Consider the following 24,621-nt stretch of genomic DNA (forward strand, 5'->3'; position numbering starts at 1 on the left):
AGCATTTCCCCCTAAAGGTTATTAACCTTTTTTGTAATATCAGATATTATTTCATCAGGAACTAAGTCTTTAATACATCCCCCAAACATAGCAACCTGTTTTACAGAAGAGGAGCTTAAATAAGAATTTTTTGCACTAGTCATCATAAAAACAGTTTCTACTTCAGAATCTAGTTTCTTATTCATTAAAGACATTTGAAACTCATATTCAAAATCCGCAACTGCTCTCAATCCTTTTATAATAACCTTAGCCTTTTTTTCCTTCATAAAGTTTATTAAAAGACCACTAAAGCTTTCAACTTTTACATTAGGAATATGCTTAACTACTCTTTCTATTAATTCAACTCTCTCTTCTATAGAAAAAAGACCTTTCTTATCAGGGTTAACAAGCACACCTACTACTAATTCATCAAATACTTTAGCAGATCTCTCTATTATATCTAAGTGTCCATTTGTTACTGGGTCAAAACTTCCTGGATATACAGCTTTTCTCATATTTGCTAGTCCTCCTTGTACTTATAAAAGCACACCGTTGTATTACCATATTTTCTATAATCGAAAAGAATTATGTTATCTGTACCTTCATATAACTCCTCTTCAGAATCAATTTTAGTTACAATAATCCCTTCCTTATCTAGCAATTCTTCTCTTTCTATAATTTCCACTGCTGGTGGAATCATATTTTTTAAGTAAGGAGGGTCAAGAAAAATTATATCAAAAACTAAGCCTTTTCTTGCTAAGTCCTCCAGAGCCTTATATGAATCCATATTTAAACTCTTACATATATGTCCAAATTTTAGATTTTCTATGTTTTTAGCAAGAAAAGGATAAGTTTGAGGGCTTTTGTCTATTAAATAGCATTCCTTAGCCCCTCTGCTTGCAGCCTCTAGACCTAAGCTTCCTGTTCCTGCAAAAACATCTAAAGTTCTAGAACCATATACTCTATTTTGTATTATACTAAACATCGATTCTTTTATTCTATCTAAAGTAGGTCTCGTAGTTCCTGCTCCAATTGGTGACAAAAGTTTTCTGCCTTTGGCAAGACCTGCAATAATTCTCATAGCTTCTCCTCCTAAATTATAGCGATTTTTCCTTAATATTTTAACACATATGTCTTCATTATACAAAATTATTTTATATATATACCAAATGAACTCTAGTATAGTCCTATTTTACTATGCACTTTATTTGAAATATTTAAAAACACATATAGTTTGCATTTAGTATACAGTAACTGATTTTTATGGTTACTATTTAATTAAAACAAATAAATCTTGAACTCTGTTCAATCTTCCTTAAAATTTCTTCCTTAACTTTTATGTCATTTTCTATATTACTTTCAATAAGTCTTTTAGCTTCAAGATTTGCCAGCTTTAATAACTCTATATCATCTATCACATCTGATAAAATCAAACTACTCTCCCCATGCTGTCTCACTCCAAATATTTCTCCAGAACCTCTAATTTTTAAATCCTGTTCCGCAATAAAGAATCCATCATTACTACTCTTCATTATCTCCATTCTTCTTCTTATTATGTCATTTTTAACATCAGCAATTAAGATACAGTAAGACTTATGCTTTCCTCTTCCTACCCTCCCTCTTAATTGATGAAGTTGTGCTAATCCGAACCTCTCCGCGTTTTCTATTATCATTAAAGTAGCATTAGGTACATTTATCCCCACTTCTATAACAGTAGTAGACACTATAATTTTGGTCTCGCCCCTTTTAAATCTATTCATAATTTCATCCTTCAGTTTAGGTGACATTTTACCATGTAATATCTCAATTTCCGTGTCTTGAAAGTATTTCTCCTTTAATTCGCTATATAAATTTTCTACAGAACTTAATTTTAGTTCTTCATTTTCTTCAACCAGAGGACAAACTACATAGACCTGTCTTCCCTTCTTTATCTCTTCTAATGCAAAATTATAAACTCTATCCTTACCAGCTTTATTTATATAATAGGTGTCAATTATCTGTCTTCCAGGTGGTAGCTCATCTATAATAGATACATCCAAATCTCCGTAAAGATAGAGGCTCAAGGTTCTAGGTATAGGTGTTGCAGTCATCACTAGTGTATCTATATTTTTACCCTTATTGCTTAATCTGCTTCTCTGAGCTACACCAAATCTATGCTGCTCGTCAGTTATAACCATTCCTAAATTCATGAATTCTACGTCATCTTCTATAAGTGCATGAGTACCTATTACTAAATCTATCTCTCCATCCTTTAATCCTTGTTTTATTTTTTCTTTGTTTTTCACAGTAGTGCTTCCACATAAAAGTCTAATGTTAATATTAAAATCTTTGAAGAGTTTTTCAGCTTCTAAGTAATGCTGAGTAGCCAATATTTCTGTAGGTGCCATCATTACTCCTTGATACCCGTTTTTTATCACGTTAAATATGGATATAAGGGCAACAATAGTCTTGCCACTTCCTACATCCCCCTGGACTAATCTGTTCATAGGTATTCCTTTTTTCTGGTCTACCAGTATTTGCCTTACCACCCTACTTTGTGCCTTTGTTAAGGCATAAGGCAACTGTTCTTTTAACATTTTCAATTCCTCATGGATTTTAAAAGAAATCCCGTTTTTATTTTTATTCAAATAATCTTTAAGCATTAATATTTTTAAGGAATATGTAAAGAGTTCCTGAAACTTTAATCTTTTACTTGCTTCATGTAATTCTTCAGAACTTTTAGGACTATGTATAATTCTCATAGCTGTATCTAAGCTGCATAACTTATACTTATTTATAATCCACATAGGAAGATTTTCTTCTATTTCAACCTCCTGAAGAACTTGACTTATTAATTTTATCATTAGATTATTTGTTATCCCTGACCTTAAAGGATATTTTGGGATTATCTTCTCCTCAGTGGAGATGTTAACTTTTTCTTTCACTAATGTAGGGTTGGAAAGTATAATTTCACCTCTAAACTCCTGAAGCTTACCCATTAGGGTATATTCCTTATTTAACCTATAATAATTCTTTATATAAGGTTGATTAAACCATTTTCCTTTAAACTCACTATTTCCATCACTAAAAACTATAGTAGTAAGTACCTTTCCACTTTTAGTTCTAATATCTTTTTCTATCCTTACAACTTCACACTTGATTATAACTTTTCCATAATTTTTATCTCCCTGCAAAGAGTCACAAGCGGAAATCATTTCATAGTCCCTTGGAAAATACAAAAGTAAATCTATTATGCTAAAAATACAGCATTTTTCTAAAGTTTCTGCTGTCTTGGGACCAACACCCCTTAAATCCCTTATACTGCTGTATATATTCATTCGCTCACCTCGTATTTTGTAATTAAATTGATGTACTACTTGATTAACAATGAAGGTAAAACCTAATTATAGCTTCTATCCTAATATACAACACATCAGTTCGGTTCTGCAATAAAATAAAAAAGCCTTATAGGCTTTTTTATTCAACAGAAACTATAAAGTAATATAAAGGCTGTTCACCGTTATAGCATTGCACATCTGCATCTGGATACTTTTCTTCAAGTTTCTTCACAAATTCATTAACTTTTTCTTCATCACAATCTTTTCCATAGAATATAGTTATCAGCTCGCTATCTTCAGTAACTGCTGAATGAATAATGTTTTCACATACGGTAAACATATCCTCTCCTACTTCCTGGATTTTTCCTTCTATAAGTCCAAGAATATCTCCCTCGCTTATATTATTTCCATCCATTTCAGTATCTCTTACTGCATAAGTTACTGAACCACTGGTAACCGCATTAATCCCCTGTTCCATAGCATGTATATTATCTTGTAGTGCTAAGTCTGGATTGAAAGCAGTCACTGCTGTAATCCCTTGAGGAATTGTTTTTGTACCTATTACCTTTACATTTTTATCTGACAACTCTGCTGCTTGGTTAGCAGCCATAATTATATTTTTATTATTTGGTAACACAAATATATTCTCTGCATTTATCTTATTTATACATTGTAATATATCTTGTGTACTTGGATTCATTGTTTGGCCGCCTTCAATTACGAAATCAACCCCTAAATCCTCAAATATATTTTTAATTCCTTCTCCCATAGCCACTGATATAAAGGCATATTTTTTAGGCACTTCACTAGTTTCAGTATTTATGTCTTCACTTTCACTATCAACTGCCTTTTCCTCTCTATATGGCTTCTTATCTATATCTAATACATGTCTATGTTGCTCTCTCATATTATCGATTTTTATTCTGGAAAGTTCACCTAGCTTTATAGCCTGTGATAGAACCCAACCTGGATCATCTGTATGGATATGTACTTTTATGATGTCTTCATCATTTACCATTACCATAGAGTCACCCATGGTTTCTAGCTCATTCTTAAATCTATCTATATCTGAATTACTTGAGCGGATAAAAAATTCAGTACAATATCCATAAGTTATATCCTGTTCTCCAAGATTTTTAGCGGCAGATTCTGCTATAGGCTCCTTAGCTTCCTTAATATGGACTAATTCCATATTTTCTTTTAACGCTTCATACATTCCCTGTAGTATTATTAATAATCCCATACCACCTGCATCTACCACTTTTGCTTTCTTTAAAACAGGTAACATTTCAGGGGTCTTATTTAAAATAGACTTACTATACTGACAAACTTCTTCTAAAAGTTCAGCTACATCAGTGTGAGTAGATTTAATAGCGCTTTCTCCAGCTGCTCTTATGATAGTTAAGATTGTACCTTCCGTTGGTCTCATTACAGCCTTATAAGCTGATTTTGAACCTTCCATTAAACTGTTGGCAAAATCTTCTGCCTCTACCTCTTTTTTGCCTTCTAAGCCCTTTGCAATTCCTCTAAATATCTGTGAGAGTATTACTCCAGAATTACCTCTTGCACCCATAAGAGCTCCCTTAGCTAATTTTTTTGCAATATCTCCTACTTCTGCAGTATTCATTCCTTCTATCTCAGATACTGCAGTTCTAAAGGTCATAGACATATTAGTTCCTGTATCTCCATCTGGAACTGGAAAAACATTTAAGGAATTTACATACTCTTTCTGTTCTTCTAGTTTATTGCTAGCATTTACAACCATATTGTAAAAGCTCTGCCCATCTATCTTTAAGTATTCCATCTTTTTGTACTACCTCCTAGACTCTAACACCTTGAACATTTACTGTGATACTAGAAACTTTAAGTCCTGTATAGTTTTCTAAATTATATCTTATCTTCTGAATGATATTATTTGCTATTACAGATATTTTTGTTCCGTACTCAACCATTATATATAATTCTATAAATAATTCGTTATCTTTTGAACGAACTTTTACACCTTTACTTAAATTTTCGCCTCTTATTAATTCCCAAAGCCCATCCTTAGCATTTTTTGATGCCATACCTACAACGCCATAACATTCCATAGTAGAAATACCAACTATATTAGCTACTACTTCCTCTGAAAAATTAATATAACCATTTTCATTGGTAATATTACCTATCATATAAAACCCTCCTTACTATAACACCATATAACATATTTTATATTAAATAACCTATTAATTCAAGGAAATATATTATTTATAATGTTATTTTTACTATTTTTATTTTATTATATACTTGCGCGAATTATGTATTCTGTGGTAAAATAATAAATGTTTGAATTGAGAAGATTTTATCTTCACAATTTGGTAAGGAGGTGTTTTCAGTGTCAAGAAAGTGCGAAGTATGTAATAAAGGTGTTGTATTTGGCGTTCAATACAGCCACTCACACCGTCAATCCAAAAGAACTTGGGCTCCAAACATAAGAAAAGTTAAAGCTATAGTTGAAGGAACACCAAAAACTATACATGTTTGTACAAGATGCCTACGTTCCGGTAAGGTTCAACGTGCTATATAATAAAAAGGAATAAAAAATGCAGTTGATTAACAATTGCATTTTTATTTCTTTTTATACTTAATAATCCGCCACTATTAAAATAGTGGCGGATTATTTTCTTTTATGTTATTTCTTTCTCCTAAAGAATTTTATAAAGTTAGATAAAAATCCTGGAAGCTTAAAAGCAATAATTTTCATTAAATTCCCCCCTTTATTTATTATGCCCTATTAAATACCATCCAAAATAGATTAATGCTCCACCTACAGCTACTATCCATCCCCAAAGAGGGATAATAACTGTTATCACTATTCCTATTCCAATAGATGCAGCCATTAGCCCTAGTTTTCTTGCCTTTCTTTTTTCACCTCTTCTAGACACACTATTATCCCCCAAAATTGCTTTATAATATTATATGCTTGATTTATTTATTTAGTTACAAAAAAGTATATAGGAAACAAACATTTAGAAAACTAAATGTTTGTTTCCTATTTGCGTTTTTATTTAAACATCTGCTGCCAAGTTAGGTTTCCCACTATTCCGTCTGGATTCAGTCCACGATTTCCTTGAAACACCTCTACCTTTTGTCTTGTGCCATTCCCAAATATGCCATCTACAGCGGCTCCTACGCGCCACTGTATCCATCTTACTGCATAGCCTCTACTTCCAACTCTACTTAGCGGCCTAGCCAATATTGCTTTTATAGCATTCCAAGTATTAGATCCAGCTATACCATCTGCTGTCAATCCCATGATGTTTTGAAAACGTGCTACTGCAGCTCTAGTAGCCGAACCATATATCCCATCCACAGTAATCCCTGCATTAACTAAGCTATTAAGATATTCCTGAAGTCTTCTTGTACTCTCATCGGTGGTAGAGGAAGTTGTACCGCCCCCAGCAGTTGCTGGAGTCGAAGGCTCTGTTGACAAACTTACTCCAGATATGGTTTGTCCAGTTATTCCTTGTACAATAGCATTAGCCATATCCTCTGCATTAAATCTTCGCATATCTTCCGCAGAATCTACGAAAGCACCTTCCACTAAAAGTGCAGGCATTATAGTATTATTCAACACGTATAAATGCGGTCCATCTTTACCCTGTACTTTTACTCCTCTGTTTCTAAAACCTAATGCTGCTATATTATTGACTATATTTTGAGCAATTGCACGACTTCTTTCACTACCAATCCATACCTCTACTCCATGGCCTCCTCCTGCATTTTCATGAAGACTAACATATAATTCAGCTCCCCAACCATTAGCACTGCTAACTCTTTGCCACAGACTATTTGAAACACTAGAGCAGTCAGTAGGTGTAACAGGTAACACATTATGACCTAAAGCCCTAAGTTTAGAAATAACTCTTCTTCCTACATCCATAACCAGAACATTTTCGTTTCCTATAGCAACGGCACCTGTATCTGGAGCACAGTTATGACCTATATCTACAGCTATTTTCATATTCTCTACCTCCTTCCCTTCAAGATTATAATATGAGAGATTTTATAAATAGTGAATGCTACTTATATTTTATTTATAAATACCTAAAAAAGAGCCTTGGGTGGCTCTTTAATTTTGTAAGTATATATTAAACTTCAGGAAGTCCCCTAACTGGTTTTCTCATATTTGGATCTACGTCCTTAGTAATAGGATTAGCAGTCTTAGAATTTTTTCCTTTATTATCATTTCTACTCTTAATTTCTGCTTTTGTTGGCATATATATCACCTCTTTTCATAAATATATTTTTCACTATATTAATATTTTAATTCTTATTACCCTGTTAATTTTTCAATTTTATTCTTGCAGTTATCAGACAAATACCAACTTGTGACAAAATTAAGTTTAGTTGCAGTCCTGTTGTTGTTCAATTTTAGCACAATTACCTATTATACAATTGTTACAGCTCCAGAACCCATTACTAAATATCATTTTGCTACCACAAAGAATACATCTGTTCTCATTCCTAAGTATCTCTCTTATCTGATTAGCCTTGCTAACCTTTCCATCATTCTCTAAATCATTAGCATACTGAGCAATTCTCTTATAATAATTAAACACTTTTATATCCCCCATAAAAACCCCTATATTTTTACCATATTATTTTTGTTTTTACTAAAAATCATATGTAAACGTTACCTAAATATATTATAACATATACTTATAGAAGAGTAAAAATCTTACCCCTGCACAGTAGTAAATTTGTAAAAACCAAAAATATATTAATAGTTTATGATAGTACTATAAATTTTGTGCATTTCTTTATAAAAAAGATGCTAGAATTTTAAAATCCTAACACTCTTAATAATTAAAATATTTTATTATTAGTAGTTAATCTTTACTATAAAATATGAGTAAGATTCCACTTTTAAAGTTGATTTCTACATAGTCATCTAAAAATTCATTTGATACTGTTCGCGGATCCCCTAAGGTTAGATTGTAATCAACAAGCTTGTATCTCGCCCCACTGATATTTAGGGAACTAACACAATCACTATAAGCTTGAAGTGAAAACACCTCTCCCTTTATACCCTTTATCTTAATAGGCTTATCTGTTATATATATAGAATTATAGTTATCTTTTATGGATGCTTTTATTCCTAATTTCAAGCACTTTAACAACATACCAATGTTGCCCATCAAATGATCTATTCGGCTACCAGTGCATCCTAACAATACAATTTCTCTTCCTCCAATTTCAATGGCCTTATTTAATACAAGTTCTGTGTCAGTGCAATCCTTATACTTGGAAAACCTCTCTATAGAACAGTTCTTATCCTTTGAAAAAAAGTCGAATGCATCTGAGTCTATAGAATCAAAGTCTCCCATAATATAATCAGGAACTATATTGTATTTGTATAAACAGTTACCGCCACTATCTGCACAAATTAAATAGTCACTGTTTTTTAACTCTTTTTTTAGTAACTCATAAGAAGGAGGCGTTCCACCAGATACAATAACTATTTTCATACTAAACTTCCCTTCTTAGTGCCTCTATGTTTTCCTCTATCTTTCCGTCTTTAAACACAGCTGAACCAGCGACTATTACATTAGCGCCACATTGTGCTACTTCCTTAATGTTATCCTTACCTACGCCACCATCAACTTCTATCATAAGACTTGGATTTAATTTATCACTAAGCTCTTTTATTTCTCTAATTTTTTCAGAGCAATATTTTATATATTTTTGACCACCAAATCCAGGGTTAACAGACATTATAAGAACCATGTCTAAAACAGGTATTAAGTGCTTTATATTGTCTACAGGTGTAGCTGGATTTAAAGCTATTGCAGCCTTTACCCCAAAGCTTTTTATATAGCTTATAGTTCTATCAATATGTCTATCTGCTTCATAATGTATAGTTATTATATCAGCTCCAGCCTTTACAAAATCCTCAATATATCTAGAAGGGTCTTCTATCATCAGATGTACATCAAAAGGAAGCTTTGTCACTTTTCTTATACTCTTTATTATAGGCAACCCAAAGGATATATTAGGTACAAACATTCCATCCATAACATCTATGTGAATGAGGTCTGCACCATGCTTTTCCAAATCTCTAACCTCTTCTCCTAGTTTGCAAAAATCTGCAGATAATATTGAAGGTGCTATCTTTATCATAATTTTTTCCTCCTTAGTAATAGATTCCATCACATTAAATAAAACTTCACAAAATGAAGTTTTATTTAATGTGAATCATATAAACATGACATCTATCATTTAATCTTTTAAATAATTTTACCATTGTTTATTCTTATTGGCTATGATTTCTTCCAGTGTTTTTATATAAAATTCATACCTATTATTATTTATATTACCTTCTTCTACACCTTGCTTTACAGCACAGTTAGGTTCTTTATAGTGAAGACATCCCCTAAACTTACACTTATTTATATAATCCTCAAACTCAGGAAAGCAATGTTGTAAGTCTTCTTTTGATATAAAATCGATATCAAAAGAGGAAAAACCAGGTGTATCAACTACAAAACCATCTCCTATATCTATAAGCTCACTATGCCTTGTAGTATGTTTTCCTCTCTTAAGTTTTTCACTTATTTCACCGGTTTCCATAAGCTCTCTTCCAGCTATTGAATTTAAAATTGTAGATTTTCCAGCTCCTGATGGACCACAAAGAACAGTAACGTTATCCCTAAGCTTTTCCCTAATCTTATCTATGCCATAGCCTTCTTTCGCTTTTAAAAGTAATATTTCATATCCAGACTTATTTACCATTTCTATTATTTCACTTTTTTCCTCATAGGAAACTAAATCCAACTTATTAAAACACACTACTGCTTTAAGATTATTAAACTCACAGTTTATTAAAAATTTATTTAACAAATCTAGATTTACATCAGGATTTTTTAAAGCAAATACCACTAAAGCTTGAGTAACGTTTGCAACTGCCGGCCTAATTAATTCATTAATTCTTGAATGAATTTTGTCAATTACTCCCTTTCCATTCTTCACTGTAATTTCTACCTTATCCCCTACCATTGGAGTAAGTTCATCAAGCCTAAACTTTCCTCTAGCCTTACACTCAACTACTCCTTCATCAGTCTTTATGTAATAGAATCCAGCTATACCCTTTACTATAGTTCCCTGCATATTTCCTCCTATATAAATTAAAACTTTATTTACCGTCCCTATTCCTTCAAATATTCCTCTACATAAAATTCACCTTTTAGCTTACTATACTCAATAAACAATTTTGCATATACTTAATTTTGGGTAATATTTAGTTTCAGATGAAAAACCTTCATCTGAAACTAAATAATGTTATTGGCCTGGTTTCACAGTGCTTTGTTTTTTGTCAGTAGTATTATTACTTTCACCGCCCTGTTGACCTTCTGTGTTAGTTCCACCTGTTCCAGAGCCTCCGTTATTTTGTCCTTTGTCTCCTCCTTGTTGATTTCCTCCATCTGGTTTACCATTAGTATCTCCAGGCTGTTGATTATTATTATCTCCCTTTTGTGTGTTATCTTCTGGTTTTTTAACTGGCTCAGTATATTTATAATAACTCAAGTTAATTGTTGTGCCTTCCTTTACTTGCTGACCAGCTCCTACACTCTGACTGGTGATTTTTCCGTCTAATGCTTTATCTGTAGTGTTAACTGGATTTCTAGATACTTTAAGCCCAGCGTTAGCCACTGCTGATGCTCCTTCTTCTATGTTCTTTCCGCTGACATCAGGTACTTTTATATACTTAACCTCTGGTCCCCTACTTACCACCAAGCTTACTTTAGTGTCTGAATTTGCATTTGAGTCTGGTTCTGGACTTTGGCTTATTATAGAGTTTATTGTCACTGTATCACTATATTTATAAGTTACATTACCAAGCTTTAATCCGCTGCTGGTTATTATATCCTTAGCAGTCTCTAAATCCACCCCTACTAGGTTTGGAACCCCTAAAGTATCCTGACCTCCACTTATGTTAACTCTAACCTCTGAATTCACCTTTACTTTGGTACCTTCTTCCGGATAAGTTCTAAGGACAGTTCCTTCTGGTTTGTCACTTTTTTCTTTAACAACAGCTACAAATTTTAGCTTTTTCTCTTCTACTAGTCTTTTAGCGTCTTCTTGCTTCATACCAACTATATTAGGTACAACTGTTTCTCCATTAGAGCCTCCTAATTTACTGTAAGCAAAATAACCTGAAACTGCACCTATCACGATAATTAATATAGCTATAGCTGCTCCCATAATGGTTCTTCTTTTTCTAGAATCTATACCTCTTTTAGGTCTTTTCGGATTTTCAGCATTCTTGTTTTCTTTGCTATAGTTGTCATCTATTACTATAGGATCCATTATTCTTGTCATATCGTCGTCAAAATCATTTGTAGAGATTTTGAATTCTTTATTACTTTCAATTTTTCTTAAATCCAAAAGCATATCCTTTATTGTTTGGTATCTCTTTATAGGCTCCTTTTCTACAGCCTTTAATATTAATTTATTTAAGCTTTCAGGAATATTTCCATTAATCTGTTTCGGAGGAACTACAGGCTCTTGTATATGTTTTAAAGCTACTGATACTGGACTATCAGCATCATAAGGAACCCTTCCTGTAGCCATTTCATATATTACTATTCCTAAAGAATATATATCAGTTCTTACATCAACAAAACTTCCTCTTGCCTGTTCAGGAGAAAAATAATGAGCTGATCCCATTATCTTGCTTGAATTAGTTATTGTTACTGAATTCGATGCCTTAGCTATTCCAAAGTCTGTAACTTTAATCAAACCTTCTTCTGTTACAAGTATATTATGGGGCTTTATATCTCTATGTATAATGTTATTCTTATGAGCACACTCAAGAGCTTTAGCTATTTGAATAGCGAAATCTACTGCTTTACTTGGCTCTACTCTACCTGCTTCTCTAATTATCTGCTTTAGAGTTTTGCCTTTAACATACTCCATTACTATATAGTTAACATCTCCTTGGGTACCTACATCATAGATATTTACTATATTATTATCTGAAAGACTAGCTGCCGCAGTAGCTTCTCTTTTAAATTTTTCCACAAATTCCTTGTCATCACTGTACTGCTCTTTTAGTATCTTTACAGCAACGTATCTATTTAACAGGTGGCACTTAGCCTTATATACTAAAGCCATTCCACCTTCTCCTATCTTCTCTAATAACTCATACCTATTTCCTAGCATGGTTCCTATCATCTTCACACTCTCCTTCAAATACAATAACTGATATGTTATCTCTGCCACCTTTTATCTTACTAAGTTCTACTAATCTTCTGCAGGAATTACTGTTATCATCATTCATTATTATATCATACATTTCACTTGTACTTACTCCATTAGATAAACCATCAGTGCACATTATTACCTTTTTAACATCGGATAAATCCACTTTAAAGGTATCTATTTCTACAGAAAGATTAGTGCCTAATGCTCTAGTTATTATATTTTTATTTGGATGATTAGCTGCTTCCTCTTCTGTTATACTGCCCTCGTCAATTAACTGTTGTACTAGGGAATGGTCTTTTGTTATTTTTGTTATGCCATCATATTTTACAATGTAACAACTACTATCCCCTACGTTTGCTGTAATCATTTGTTTGCTCTTTACCAAACAGGCAGTTATAGTTGTCCCCATTCCGCCTAGTGCTTCGTTATTTTTAGCTAATTCAAAAATTTTATCATTTGCAGATTGGATGCTTTTTTTCAGAACATCTTCCATATCATCAATATTATCCAATGATTTAATAAAAGAAATAATAGTCTCTACAGCTAGTTTACTAGCAACTTCTCCGGCATTATGTCCCCCCATTCCATCAGCTACAACATAGATGCTAAATTTATCATTCCTATAGAAATCTACGAAGTCCTCGTTAATTTTTCTTATATTCCCTATATCCGATAGGATCCCCACCATAATCTACACCCCTTTTAAATCATTTTTTGATTCTAAATAGCTTCTTCTTAGTTGCCCACAAGCAGCACTAATATCCGAACCCATTTCTCGTCTTATAGTAGTTTCAATACCGGCCTCTATTAACATATTATAAAATTTCTTAATGTTATCAGAGGAAGACTTTTTAAAATTATTTTCCTTTACCTCATTTACAGGTATTAAATTAACATGACATAATAGACCTTTTAGTAGATCTATTAGTTGCTTGGCACATTCATTATTATCATTTACGTTTCTTACCAGGGCATATTCAAAGGTTACTCTTCTTTTCGTAGTATTAATATAATACCTGCAAGCATCCATAACTTCATTTATAGAATATTTATAGGCAATAGGCATCATATTCCTTCTTAGATCATCATTTGGTGCATGAAGAGATATCGCCAAGGTTATCTGAAGATTTTTATCAGCTAACTCCTTAATTCTAGGAACAATTCCACAGGTAGATAAGGTTATATGTCTCTGTCCTACATTAACACTATATTCAGCTCTTACTATATCTAAAAACTCCATTACGTTATCATAATTGTCTAAAGGTTCACCACTTCCCATTAACACAATATTTGATATTCTATCTTCTATTTCCTGCTGAGCTTTTAAAACCTGAGCTAATATTTCTCCGCTAGTTAAATTTCTTATCATTCCACCTAAGGTAGAAGCACAAAATTTACAACCCATTCTACAGCCAATTTGAGTGGAAACACATATAGAATTTCCATGTTTATATTTCATAACTACAGATTCAATAATGTTACCATCTCTATATTTAAAAAGGAATTTAAAAGTGTCATCTAAATTAGATTTATATACATCTACTACCTGAGGTATTTCTATATAAAAGGAGTTATTAAGCTTTTCCCTTATATTTTTAGGAATATTGCTCATATCCTCAAAGTTCCAGATATTCTTCTTGTATATCCAATCAAAAATTTGCTTTGCTCTAAACTCACTCTCTTTATTATCTTTCATCCATTGCTTTAGCTTATCAAGACTAAAATCTAAAATATTGTACACTGATTACACCTGCCCATGTTTTATCATTTTAGCAATAAAAAATCCATCCATATTTTTATCTGGAAGAATAGTTACTACTCCTTCTTTATGGTAAATTAAATTATCCAAATTACCAAAATAAAGTGGTTCTACTTTAAAATCTGGACATTTCTTTAAAAACCATCTTATATTTTCTTCGTTCTCCTCTTTATTTAGTGTGCAAGTGGAATAAATAAGTTTTCCACCTTCTTTAACATACTTAGCAGCATTTAACATAATATCTCTTTGAATCTTAACTAAACCTCTAATATCTTCCTTATCCTTAGTCCACTTGATTTCCGGCTTTTTCCTTATTATTCCCATACCAGAGCAAGGTACATCTATCAGTACTCTATCTGCTCCATCTTTGTATTTACTGGAATACTTAGCAGCATCAAGTACAGCACAACTAATATTCTTTATTCCTAATCTTTCAGCATTATCTCTAATTAGAGATAACTTGTTTTCATGAATATCAAAAGCCAGTATTTTCCCAGTGTTATTCATTATTTCTGCTGCATGACAAGCTTTACCACCAGGCGCACTGCACAGGTCTAAAACAATCATATTTTCTTCTAAATCCATAGATGGAGCAACCATCATTGCACTTTCGTCCTGAACAGTTATTAATCCATCTTTAAATAGAGGATTATCTTCAATGTTTCTTCCTTTTATTATCTGAATAGCTTCTGGACATACTTTCCCTTCTTCTATATCATATCCATTATCCGCAAGCTTCTTCCAGGCTTCTTCGTAGTCTGTTCTCAAAGCATTTATTCTCACTGTAACTGCTGGAACCATATTTAACCCACTAAGTATCTTTTGTACTTCTTCTATGCCATAGCTCTCTAAAAAAAGTTTGACCATCCATTTAGGAAATGAATATTTAAAACTTAGTTCTTCTAATTTGCTGTTTTTATTATGATAATCTATATCTTTGTTTCTTAAATAGTTCCTTAAAACTCCATTTACAAGCTTTGCTGCTTTAGGAGATTTTATCTTAGTTAATTCTACCGCTTCATTTACTACTGCAAATTCCGGAATCTTATCTAAATATAACATTTGATAGATAGATATCCTAAGTATATTTAGAACATCTATTTCTAATTTTTCTAAATTACTTTTTATAAAATAGTTTAGTATAGTGTCAATAGTATATTTGTACTTTATCGTCCCATATACTATTTCCGTAACTAGCCCCTTATCTTTATCATTTAAATCAGATTTATTTAGCTCTCTACCTAATACTATATTTGAGTAAGCATTTTTATTAAATACTTCTCCCAGTACCTTTACTGCAGTTTTTCTAGCATTGTTCATTCTATTACCTCATCTTTAAAATAATTTACATTAATCATCACTTCTGCTTATAAATATTAATCTTAATAATTGAGCTACTGCTGTTAAAGCTGCTGCTACATAAGTCATTGCTGCTGCACTTAAAACTGACTTAGCTCCTCCAAGCTCACTACCATAAAGTATTCCTTTAGACTCTAATATTTTAAGCGCCCTATTGGATGCATTAAATTCTACTGGTAGAGTTATGATCTGAAAAACTACCGCTGCTGTAAAAAGAAGTATTCCTATACTTACTAGCCCTTTCAATCCAAAAACCATTCCCAATAAAAATAGTATCCAAGAGGCATTTGATCCAAAGTTCGCAACTGGAACTATGGAATTTCTTATAACCAACGGTGCATAACGTTCTTTATGCTGAATTGCATGGCCGGTTTCATGTGCTGCCACTCCAATAGAAGCCACGGAGTTTCCATAATACACCTCTTCCGAAAGTCTCATAACCCTTCTTGTAGGATCATAATGATCTGAAAGTCTGCCAGGTGTAAGCTCTACAGGTATATCATATAGTCCATAACTGTCTAATAATATTCTTGCCACTTGTGCTCCTGTATATCCTCCGCTACTTCCAACTTTAGAATACTTTTCAAAAGTTGAAGACACTTTAAACTGAGCCCAAGCTGCAATAATAAGTGCAGGAATTAATATTATAAAACTACTATCAAAATACATTATTACACCTCCAATTACAAAGTAAATACTAATTAGTTTTACACTATAAAAGTGCCTTTCTTTAACTTTAAAATCATACTGAATATCCTAAAATCTCTTATTTCCATTTCAGCATCCTTAAAATTATTTCCCTAATATCACAGCTTTTTTAATTTCATGTCCTTTAATATACTCACTTACAGCCATTGGCCTTCCACCTGGAAACTGTACAGTTTTTAGTAATAGCACTCCTTCTCCGCAACTAACCTTTATCCCCTCTTTAGATACATCTACTATAGTTCCCGGTTCTCCTTGTGACTTCTCATCTAAAACTACCGCTTCATGTATCTTCATGTTTTGCTCTTCAATTTGTGTGTGCGCAATAGGCCATGGGTTTAAACCTCTTATGAAATCCTTTATCGTAACACTACTTAAGTTCCAGTCTATTCTCGCCATCTCTTTATTCAGCATCTTAGCGTAATCCGTAGGCATTTCACCCTGCTTTTCTCTTTGGATACTTCCATCCCTTAGACCATTAATCGTGTCTACCAACAGTTGTGCTCCATCTTCCTTTAGAATATCATAAAGCTCTCCTGCAGTCATATCCTCAGTGATTTCTACTCTGCTTTTCAGAAGCATATCTCCTGTATCAAGTCCCACATCCATAAACATAGTTGTGTTTCCACTTTCCTTTTCTCCATTTATAATAGCCCAATTTACCGGCGCTGCCCCTCTATATTTAGGAAGTAAAGAACCATGGAGATTAATACATCCATACTTAGGCATATCTAGTACTTCTTTAGTAAGTATCTGACCGTAAGCTACAACAATAATAAAGTCCGGCTCTATGTTCTTCAATTTTTGCAGTGCATCTTGATCATTTTTTAGTTTTTCTGGTTGATATACAGGTATATCATGTGCTACTGCTACCTCCTTTACGGGAGATATAGATAGCTTTTTCCCTCTGCCCTTTGGTCTATCTGGCTGAGTAAATACAGCGGTTACTCCAAATTCTTCAATAAGCCTCTTTAAGGAAGGTACTGCAAAATCAGGAGTACCCATAAATACTATATTCATATTTTATTTTCCTCCTTCATTGGTTATGGTCTTATCAACAAATAATACACCATCTAAGTGGTCTATTTCATGACAAAAAGCTCTTGCTAAAAGCCCCTCCCCTTCTATCTCAATTTCCTCTCCCTTTTCATTTAAAGCTCTTACCTTAACCTTATAAGGTCTTTCCACCTCTCCTTGTTCACCAGGAACACTTAAACATCCTTCTGTATCAATGTCACTACCTTCTGTTTCTATAATTTCCGGATTTATTAATTTAATTATTCCCTGACCTACATCTATAACTACTACTCTCTTAAGTACCCCTACCTGCGGAGCAGCAAGACCCACTCCATCTGCAGCATACATAGTCTCTTCCATATCCCTTAATAAGGTTATTATTCTTTCATCTATAACATCAACTTTTCTACTTTTCTTTCTTAATAGTTCATCTCCGTATTCTCTTATATTTCTTAAAGCCATAATATCTACCTCCAAATTTTTCTAAGACAATCTAATTATTTACAATAAACTATTTGGGTTTACATCAATACTCACCCTTATATCATTATAAACATCTTTTAGTAATTCATAAACTGTTTTTCTTATATTTTCACCAAACTCTTTATCTATTTTTCCTTTAAAAATGATTTGCCACCTGTATAACTCCTTAATTTTTGAGATTTCACAGGGACATGGGCCTAACATATTAATTTTATCATTTTCTTCTAGTCTATTTTTTAAAAATATACCAACATTTTGTATACTTTTTATTAATAAATTCTCATTTTTACTGCTCATATTTATAAGAAGGATATCGGAGAAAGGCGGATACTCCATATTCTCTCTTAATTCTATTTCTTCTGTGTAAAAGCTTTCATAATCATTAGAAGCAGCGTATCTAATACTGAAGTTCTCTGGATTATAAGTCTGAACAACGACTACTCCCTTTTTCTCTCCTCTTCCAGCCCTGCCTGAAACCTGGGTTATAAGCTGAAATGTTCTCTCTGCAGAGCGAAAATCCGGAAGATTTAAAGACAAATCCGCTGCAATAACCCCTACTAAAGTAACATTTTTGAAATCAAGACCTTTAGCCACCATCTGAGTCCCTATTAATATGTCTGCCTTTTCATCCCTAAAAGTATTATATATCTGTTCATAGGAATTTTTTCCTCTTGTAGTATCAAAGTCCATTCTTAAAGTTCTCGCTGATGGAAAGTAGTTCTTAATTTCCTGCTCTATCTTTTCTGTTCCCACTCCAAAATATTTAACATACTTACTGCCACACTTGGTACATTTATTAGGCACTGCCTGCTTTTCTCCACAGTAGTGGCACATTAACTTTTTACCTTCACTATGGTATGTAAGTGATATATCACAGTTATTACATTTAAATACATATCCGCATTTTCTACAGGAAACAAAGGTTGAAAATCCCCTTCTATTTAAAAAGAGTATTATCTGCTCTTTCTTCTTTAACCTATCCTCAATAGCCTCCTGCAGTTTTTTACTGAAAATAGATTTATTGTTGTTTAAAAGCTCCTCTCTCATATCTACTATCTCTACTTCTGGCAATTCAGCGTTATCAGCTCTATTTGTTAAAGTGATTAACTCTATCTCATCTTTTCTACTTCTATAGTAAGTTTCCATAGACGGGGTAGCAGAACCTAAAACCAGCTTGCAGCCACTTATGGAGCACTTTAACTCACCGATTTCCCTAGCATGGTATTTAGGATTACTGTCTGATTTATAGCTTCCCTCATGTTCTTCATCTATAACTATTAAACCTAGATTATTAAAAGGTAAGAAAACTGCAGATCTAGCCCCTATAGCTACCTTTACTTTACCCATTTTTATCCTAAGCCACTCATCATATCTTTCACCATCGGATAACTTACTATGAAATACACTTATATCTTTGCCAAACCTTCCCTTAAATCTTTCAACCATTTGAGGTGTAAGGGCAATTTCTGGCACTAATATAATTGCTTCTTTATCCTGATTTATCATTTCACTTACTAGATGCATGTATATCTCAGTTTTTCCACTACCGGTAACTCCATGTAATAAGAATGTTCTTTTTTTTGAACTTAATACTCTGGTTACAGCTGCCTGTTGTTCCTTATTTAAATTTTTAGGTAAGTATTGAGCATATATTCTTTCATTATATCTATTTATAACTTTGTCCTGTACTAAAAGTATTTGATTTTTAATCATAGTATTTATTGAAGATAAAGATAAATTAAATTCTCTACTTAATCCGCTCTTAGTAAAGATACCTTCATTATTTTTTACTATTTTATATATGTTTTTATAAATTTCTTTACTAAACTTACCTTCTGGCATATTTCCACAGTATACAAGGCTTTCTCTTTTATTTTTCATTCCTTTAAAAACACCAGTTGGAATGAAAACCTTAATACAGTCAAGATATGTGCAGAGGTACTTCTCTCTCATCTCTCTTATGAGTATTAAATCCCTCTCTGTAAACAACGGAAACTCCTCGCATACTTCTGCTATTTCCTTAATTCTTCCTGTACCTTTATACTCATCATATAGCTCTACTATAAATCCGTCTATTTTTTTGTTTCCCATTCCAAAGGGAACCTTCACCCTATATCCAATATCTATTTTGCCATACATACTAACCGGTAATCTGTACGTAAATGGCTTATCTAATTGTATTGATGCATTATTTACTATTATTCCAGCGTATTTATACACTTAATCACCCTTTAATAACATACTAAATAAGAGAGGCATTCTCTTACAAAAGTGTAAGTTCCAGCCCCTCTCTATCAAATCTATTTTTCACTTATTATATCAAATAGTTTTCTTGCTACTTGTCTCTTTGACATCTTTTCTAAAGGAAGATTCCTACCATCTCTACAAAGTATGGTAACTTTGTTATCTTCTGAAGCAAAGCCTGTATCAGAACTGGTAATATCATTTGCTACAATATAGTCAAGGTTTTTATTTTCAAGTTTTTTCTGCGCATTATCAATTAAATCATTACTTTCTGCAGCAAAACCTACAAGTATTTGTTCTTTTTTTAATTCACCTAACTTTTTAAGGATATCATTATCTTTAGTTAGTTCTAAGTTAAGATCATCATTTGCTTTCTTTATCTTCTTATCTGAATACTGTTTTGGTTTATAGTCAGCTACCGCAGCGGCCTTAACTACTATATCTTGATCAACATAGTGTTTTAAGACTTCTCTTAACATATCTTCGTTAGTGCTAACATTAACTACTTTTACCCCTAACGGTGCTTTAAGTTTTGAAGTACCAGATATGAGTAACACCTCAGCTCCCCTATCTCTAGCTTCCTCTGCTATGGCATATCCCATTCTTCCAGAAGATCTATTGGTTATAAATCTGACAGGATCAATTGCTGCAATTGTTGGCCCAGCTGTTACTAAAACCTTTTTTCCCTTTAAATCCTTTTTATCATATAGCATACTTTCTACATATTCAGCTATAGATTCTGTATCTGCAAGTTTTCCTTCGCCCTCATCTCCACAGGCTAATCTTCCACTGGCAGGATTTATAAAGTTGTATCCAAACTTAACAAGCTTATGGATATTCTCTTGAACAATAGCATTACTATACATATTTGTATTCATTGCAGGAGCAAAAATTACAGGGGCTTTAGTTGCCATAATAGTAGTTGATAACAAATCATCTGCTATTCCATTTGCAACCTTCCCTATAATATTGGCTGTAGCAGGAACTATCAGCACTAAGTCTGCCTTCTTAGCAAGAGAAATATGTTGTATTTCCCAAGCTCTTGGCTCAGCAAACATATCTGAATTAACAATGTTTTGACTCAAACTCTGAAAACTTAGAGGAGTTACAAACTTTGCAGCAGATTCTGTCATTATAACATTTATCTCAAAATTCTTCTTTTTTAATCTGCTTATTACATCTAAAGCCTTATAAACAGCAATTCCCCCAGTGACTCCTACTACAACAGTCTTCTTTTCTTTTATCATTATTTAATACCTTCTTTTACAGTTTCGTAAGTAATTGCTCCTTGGTTTACTTCATTTGTTGCTATTGTAACAGGTTTTGTTGAAGTTACTCTTACTAAAGGCTCCTCTCCCTCAATTATCTGTCTAGCTCTTTTAGCTGTCATAGTAACTAATGTATATCTATTTTCTACTTTTGTTAGCAAATCTACTATAGATGGATTAATCATAGAGTTGTTCATGAATAATGCCCTCCTTTGAATCTAATATTTTCTCTTTCACTCTATCTACTCTGCATCTTTCAGCTACAATTATACTTTCAATTTTTTGAACAGCTTCCTCCACAGTGTCATTCACAACTGCGTAGTTATATTTTGATATGTAATTTATCTCCTTGTAAGCCGATTTAAATCTTGTCATCAGAGATTCTGGGGTTTCACTTCCCCTATTTATAATTCTCTTTTTTAGTTCTTCCATAGAAGGAGGAAGTATAAAAATAAATACTCCTTCTGGATAAGTATCTTTAACTTTTAGAGCACCTTGAATATCTATTTCAAGCACTACATCCTGACCTTTTTCTATAGCTTCTAGGGCTTTAGATTTTGGTGTGCCATAGTAGTTTCCATATACTTCTGCATACTCTAAAAAATCATCTTTAGCAATTCTATCTTCAAATTGTTCTCTGCTTAAGAAATAGTAGTTAGTTCCTTCTATTTCTCCTTTTCTTGGCTGTCTTGTAGTTGAAGACACAGAAAGCCAAAAATCATTTTGTTCCAATAACGCTTTACATATAGTACCTTTTCCGGCTCCTGAAGGTCCTGATATTACTACTAAAAGACCTTTCTTTTGCATTATTCATCTACCTCAACTTCATCTTCCTCTTCCTTAGAAGATAATCTATGTGCTACAGTTTCAGGCTGCACTGCTGAAAGTATTACATGGTCACTATCTGTTATAATAACAGCTCTTGTTCTTCTACCATATGTAGCGTCTATAAGCATTCCCCTGTCTCTTGCTTCTTGAATTATTCTTTTTATTGGAGCGGATTCTGGACTAACTATAGCAACTAATCTATTTGCTGAGACAATATTTCCAAAGCCAATGTTTATTAATTTGATACTCATATATTTCCTCCTAGCTCTTACTCAATGTTTTGTATTTGTTCTCTAATTTTTTCAATTTCATTTTTTATATTTAAAACAAAATTTGTAATTTCTAAATTATTTGCCTTTGAGGCAATTGTATTAGCTTCTCTATTCATTTCTTGAACAATAAAATCAAGTTTTCTACCCACAGGTTCATTTAAGCCAGAGGTTTCTTTCAATTGAATTATATGGCTATTCAATCTAACTATCTCTTCATCTATACAGGATTTATCAGCAAACATAGCCACTTCCATTGCCACTCTGCTTTCATCAATTTGAAAATCCCCAAGTAACTCTCCAAGTCTTTCTGTAAGCTTTGCTTTATGTTCTTTTGCTACTAAAGGAGACTTCTCTTCTATTTTATCCAGTAAATTCTTAATATAGTCACACTTTGAAAGTATATTGTTTTGGAGCTTTACCCCTTCTTTTTCTCTCATTTCTACAAGCATTTGAACCGCTTCTTCTAAGGGGTTAGATAGAATTTTCCACATTTCTTCTATGTCATCATCTTCCTGCTTTAAAGTTATTACGTCTGGAAACCTAGTAATAAGCGAAATTGAAATATTATCTTTAATCTCATACTTATCTTTTATTTTATTCAGGCATTGAACATAACTATCTGCAAGCTTTTCGTCTAATACTGCTTTAGCTCCTTGCTTTTCATAGTTATTCTGAATAATAAATACATCAACTTTTCCTCTGCTTACTTTCTCTTGAACTGTCTTTCTTATCCTGTCTTCAAGAGCCATTAAGCTTTTTGGCATTTTAACATTTAAATCACAGTATCTATGATTAACACTTTTTATTTCTACTGTAAAACTACGCCCATTTTGTTCTATACTTCCCCTTCCAAAACCTGTCATACTTTTAATCATTATTATTTCATCCTTCCATGTTGCCTTGTCAATTCATACTAATTATACATAAATATTAATAATAATTTCAAGATAAATTTACAATTACTAAACATAGGCTTAAACTCTGTTATTCAACTATAATATAAAGATTATAGCATAAGTACAAAGAATAAATGCATTTACAGAAATATTACAAATATATTATTAATTTAGTATTTAGTTTATAATAAAAATTATACAATAATGATACCCATTTAAACTAAATATAATCCCTTTTCGAAAATTTCTTTAACTTCACCTAGATTATCCGTATGCGCTAGTGCCAGCATTAATTTAATTCTAGCCTTCTGTCCTGGTAAGTTATCTCCAAATATAACTCCTAGGTTTCTTAGGTTCTTGCCACCACCAGTATATCCATAAGTGTCTAGAACTCTACCCTCATAGCATCGTGACACTAATACAACTGCCATACCTTTGTCAACTGCAGTCCTAATACTCTCTACCATGGCTGGAGGTACGTTACCTCTACCCATACCTTCAATTACTATTCCTCTATCTCCCTCAGTTATACAAAAATCTATAAACTTTGAATCCATTCCAGAAACACACTTTACCAGTGATACCTTGGTTTCTATGTTTTCTGTGTTTATGTACTGTCTGTTTAAACTCTCTCTATAAAAAATAACCTGATTATTATCTACAATACCTACTGGTCCAAAGGAAGGGCTCTGAAATGCACTTAGGCTCATTGAGTTGGCCTTCGTAACTTCTGAAGCAGAATTTAATTCCCCGTTCATACATACCAAAACACCTTTTCCTCGTGCTTCATCTGATATAGCTGTACAAATTGAGGCCGAAAGATTTGCTGGTCCGTCATAACCTAACTCGGAGCTACTTCTCATAGCACCTGTAACCACTACTGGTTTCTCACTTTTTATAGTTAAATCTAATAGGTAGGCAGTTTCCTCTAGTGAATCTGTACCATGTGTTACTACTACCCCTACTATGTCATCTCTTTTTAACAAGTCTTTTATGTATTTAGACAAATCCATCATGTCTAAAGGAGTAACATGAGGACTTGGCACATTAGAAAAATTATGTGATTCTATTTCTGCATATTTTTCTATTCCAGTTACCATAGCCATTATTTCTTCTCCACTTAAGCTTGGCACTGCTGCTTGAACTCTTGGGTCAACTTTCATAGATATGGTCCCACCATTAAAGACCACTGCAACTTTTTTCATTAATATTCCTCCTTAATTTCCTATTCTTCTATTATAATCTAAT

General features: G+C 32.8%; 27 protein-coding genes. 1 reads left to right on the plus strand and 26 read right to left on the minus strand.

Annotation, left to right across the window (positions count from 1 at the left end; genetic code table 11):
* Window positions 1–11: 11 nt before the first annotated feature.
* From coaD to P8V03_RS07865, 5 genes are all read right to left on the minus strand, one after another.
* Window positions 12–494, minus strand: a complete 483-nt coding sequence (gene coaD, locus P8V03_RS07845) for a pantetheine-phosphate adenylyltransferase (RefSeq protein WP_261671573.1) — start codon at window positions 492–494, stop codon at window positions 12–14.
* A gap of 5 nt (window positions 495–499) precedes the next feature.
* The gene (gene rsmD / locus P8V03_RS07850) at window positions 500–1,060 is read right to left on the minus strand and encodes a 16S rRNA (guanine(966)-N(2))-methyltransferase RsmD (protein ID WP_318797772.1); all 561 of its coding nucleotides are present in this window, start codon (window positions 1,058–1,060) and stop codon (window positions 500–502) included.
* A 193-nt stretch (window positions 1,061–1,253) separates the two neighbouring features.
* Window positions 1,254–3,296: an ATP-dependent DNA helicase RecG gene (gene recG / locus P8V03_RS07855; protein ID WP_318797775.1), complete on the minus strand. Its 2,043-nt coding sequence runs from the start codon at window positions 3,294–3,296 to the stop codon at window positions 1,254–1,256.
* A 139-nt stretch (window positions 3,297–3,435) separates the two neighbouring features.
* Window positions 3,436–5,100 (minus strand): DAK2 domain-containing protein, encoded by a 1,665-nt coding sequence (locus tag P8V03_RS07860; protein ID WP_318797776.1) that lies wholly within the window; start codon window positions 5,098–5,100, stop codon window positions 3,436–3,438.
* 16 nt (window positions 5,101–5,116) lie between these two features.
* Window positions 5,117–5,467, minus strand: coding sequence for an Asp23/Gls24 family envelope stress response protein (locus P8V03_RS07865; RefSeq protein WP_261671577.1), 351 nt, complete (start codon window positions 5,465–5,467; stop codon window positions 5,117–5,119).
* Window positions 5,468–5,670: 203 nt separating this feature from the next.
* Between P8V03_RS07865 and rpmB the strand changes: the two genes are divergently transcribed.
* Window positions 5,671–5,862 carry a 50S ribosomal protein L28 gene (rpmB, locus tag P8V03_RS07870; RefSeq protein ID WP_261671578.1) on the plus strand — a complete coding sequence of 64 codons (192 nt, stop codon included), beginning with the start codon at window positions 5,671–5,673 and terminating at the stop codon, window positions 5,860–5,862.
* A 190-nt stretch (window positions 5,863–6,052) separates the two neighbouring features.
* Here rpmB and P8V03_RS07875 read toward each other — a convergent pair whose 3' ends face one another.
* The 21 genes from P8V03_RS07875 to P8V03_RS07975 form a co-directional block, all read right to left on the minus strand.
* Complete coding sequence (locus tag P8V03_RS07875) at window positions 6,053–6,220, minus strand: hypothetical protein (RefSeq protein ID WP_261671697.1); 168 nt, start codon at window positions 6,218–6,220, stop codon at window positions 6,053–6,055.
* A gap of 119 nt (window positions 6,221–6,339) precedes the next feature.
* The gene (locus P8V03_RS07880; RefSeq protein ID WP_318797779.1) at window positions 6,340–7,299 is read right to left on the minus strand and encodes an N-acetylmuramoyl-L-alanine amidase; all 960 of its coding nucleotides are present in this window, start codon (window positions 7,297–7,299) and stop codon (window positions 6,340–6,342) included.
* Between the two features lie 127 nt (window positions 7,300–7,426).
* Window positions 7,427–7,555, minus strand: coding sequence for a hypothetical protein (locus P8V03_RS07885; protein ID WP_261671580.1), 129 nt, complete (start codon window positions 7,553–7,555; stop codon window positions 7,427–7,429).
* 126 nt (window positions 7,556–7,681) lie between these two features.
* Entirely contained in the window at window positions 7,682–7,897 is a 216-nt protein-coding gene (locus P8V03_RS07890; protein ID WP_318797781.1) for a hypothetical protein, read from the minus strand.
* Window positions 7,898–8,167: 270 nt separating this feature from the next.
* Window positions 8,168–8,806, minus strand: coding sequence for a thiamine diphosphokinase (locus tag P8V03_RS07895; RefSeq protein ID WP_318797783.1), 639 nt, complete (start codon window positions 8,804–8,806; stop codon window positions 8,168–8,170).
* A gap of 1 nt (window position 8,807) precedes the next feature.
* Window positions 8,808–9,458: a ribulose-phosphate 3-epimerase gene (rpe, locus tag P8V03_RS07900; protein WP_318797785.1), complete on the minus strand. Its 651-nt coding sequence runs from the start codon at window positions 9,456–9,458 to the stop codon at window positions 8,808–8,810.
* 117 nt (window positions 9,459–9,575) lie between these two features.
* Complete coding sequence (gene rsgA, locus P8V03_RS07905; protein WP_318797787.1) at window positions 9,576–10,445, minus strand: ribosome small subunit-dependent GTPase A; 870 nt, start codon at window positions 10,443–10,445, stop codon at window positions 9,576–9,578.
* Window positions 10,446–10,616: 171 nt separating this feature from the next.
* Window positions 10,617–12,512, minus strand: coding sequence for a Stk1 family PASTA domain-containing Ser/Thr kinase (gene pknB, locus P8V03_RS07910; protein ID WP_318797789.1), 1,896 nt, complete (start codon window positions 12,510–12,512; stop codon window positions 10,617–10,619).
* Window positions 12,487–13,230, minus strand: coding sequence for a Stp1/IreP family PP2C-type Ser/Thr phosphatase (locus tag P8V03_RS07915; protein ID WP_318797790.1), 744 nt, complete (start codon window positions 13,228–13,230; stop codon window positions 12,487–12,489). Before P8V03_RS07915 ends, pknB begins: the two co-directional genes overlap by 26 nt.
* 3 nt (window positions 13,231–13,233) lie before the next feature.
* Window positions 13,234–14,283 (minus strand): dual-specificity RNA methyltransferase RlmN, encoded by a 1,050-nt coding sequence (rlmN, locus tag P8V03_RS07920; protein ID WP_261671587.1) that lies wholly within the window; start codon window positions 14,281–14,283, stop codon window positions 13,234–13,236.
* Between the two features lie 3 nt (window positions 14,284–14,286).
* Window positions 14,287–15,621, minus strand: coding sequence for a 16S rRNA (cytosine(967)-C(5))-methyltransferase RsmB (gene rsmB, locus P8V03_RS07925; RefSeq protein ID WP_261671588.1), 1,335 nt, complete (start codon window positions 15,619–15,621; stop codon window positions 14,287–14,289).
* A 30-nt stretch (window positions 15,622–15,651) separates the two neighbouring features.
* Entirely contained in the window at window positions 15,652–16,329 is a 678-nt protein-coding gene (locus tag P8V03_RS07930; RefSeq protein WP_261671589.1) for a zinc metallopeptidase, read from the minus strand.
* Window positions 16,330–16,452: 123 nt separating this feature from the next.
* Window positions 16,453–17,385, minus strand: coding sequence for a methionyl-tRNA formyltransferase (gene fmt, locus P8V03_RS07935; RefSeq protein ID WP_318797791.1), 933 nt, complete (start codon window positions 17,383–17,385; stop codon window positions 16,453–16,455).
* A 3-nt stretch (window positions 17,386–17,388) separates the two neighbouring features.
* Window positions 17,389–17,844, minus strand: a complete 456-nt coding sequence (gene def, locus P8V03_RS07940; protein WP_318797792.1) for a peptide deformylase — start codon at window positions 17,842–17,844, stop codon at window positions 17,389–17,391.
* Between the two features lie 39 nt (window positions 17,845–17,883).
* Complete coding sequence (priA, locus tag P8V03_RS07945) at window positions 17,884–20,085, minus strand: primosomal protein N' (RefSeq protein ID WP_318797793.1); 2,202 nt, start codon at window positions 20,083–20,085, stop codon at window positions 17,884–17,886.
* An 80-nt stretch (window positions 20,086–20,165) separates the two neighbouring features.
* Entirely contained in the window at window positions 20,166–21,356 is a 1,191-nt protein-coding gene (gene coaBC / locus P8V03_RS07950; RefSeq protein WP_318797794.1) for a bifunctional phosphopantothenoylcysteine decarboxylase/phosphopantothenate--cysteine ligase CoaBC, read from the minus strand.
* The gene (rpoZ, locus tag P8V03_RS07955; RefSeq protein WP_261671594.1) at window positions 21,356–21,574 is read right to left on the minus strand and encodes a DNA-directed RNA polymerase subunit omega; all 219 of its coding nucleotides are present in this window, start codon (window positions 21,572–21,574) and stop codon (window positions 21,356–21,358) included. The genes coaBC and rpoZ overlap by 1 nt, the downstream gene beginning before the upstream one ends.
* On the minus strand, window positions 21,555–22,184 hold the full coding sequence (gmk, locus tag P8V03_RS07960) for a guanylate kinase (protein WP_318797795.1): 630 nt from the start codon (window positions 22,182–22,184) through the stop codon (window positions 21,555–21,557). Before gmk ends, rpoZ begins: the two co-directional genes overlap by 20 nt.
* A complete protein-coding gene (gene remA / locus P8V03_RS07965; RefSeq protein ID WP_261671596.1) occupies window positions 22,184–22,456 on the minus strand; it encodes an extracellular matrix/biofilm regulator RemA in 273 nt (90 codons plus the stop codon). The genes gmk and remA overlap by 1 nt, the downstream gene beginning before the upstream one ends.
* Window positions 22,457–22,473: 17 nt before the next feature.
* Window positions 22,474–23,352 carry a YicC/YloC family endoribonuclease gene (locus P8V03_RS07970; protein WP_261671597.1) on the minus strand — a complete coding sequence of 293 codons (879 nt, stop codon included), beginning with the start codon at window positions 23,350–23,352 and terminating at the stop codon, window positions 22,474–22,476.
* Between the two features lie 236 nt (window positions 23,353–23,588).
* Entirely contained in the window at window positions 23,589–24,578 is a 990-nt protein-coding gene (locus P8V03_RS07975) for an asparaginase (protein ID WP_318797796.1), read from the minus strand.
* Window positions 24,579–24,621: the final 43 nt, after the last annotated feature.

The sequence above is a fragment of the Clostridium tanneri genome (assembly GCF_033659955.1).
In the GTDB taxonomy this organism is placed as follows: Bacteria; Bacillota; Clostridia; order Clostridiales; family Clostridiaceae; genus Clostridium_AM; species Clostridium_AM tanneri.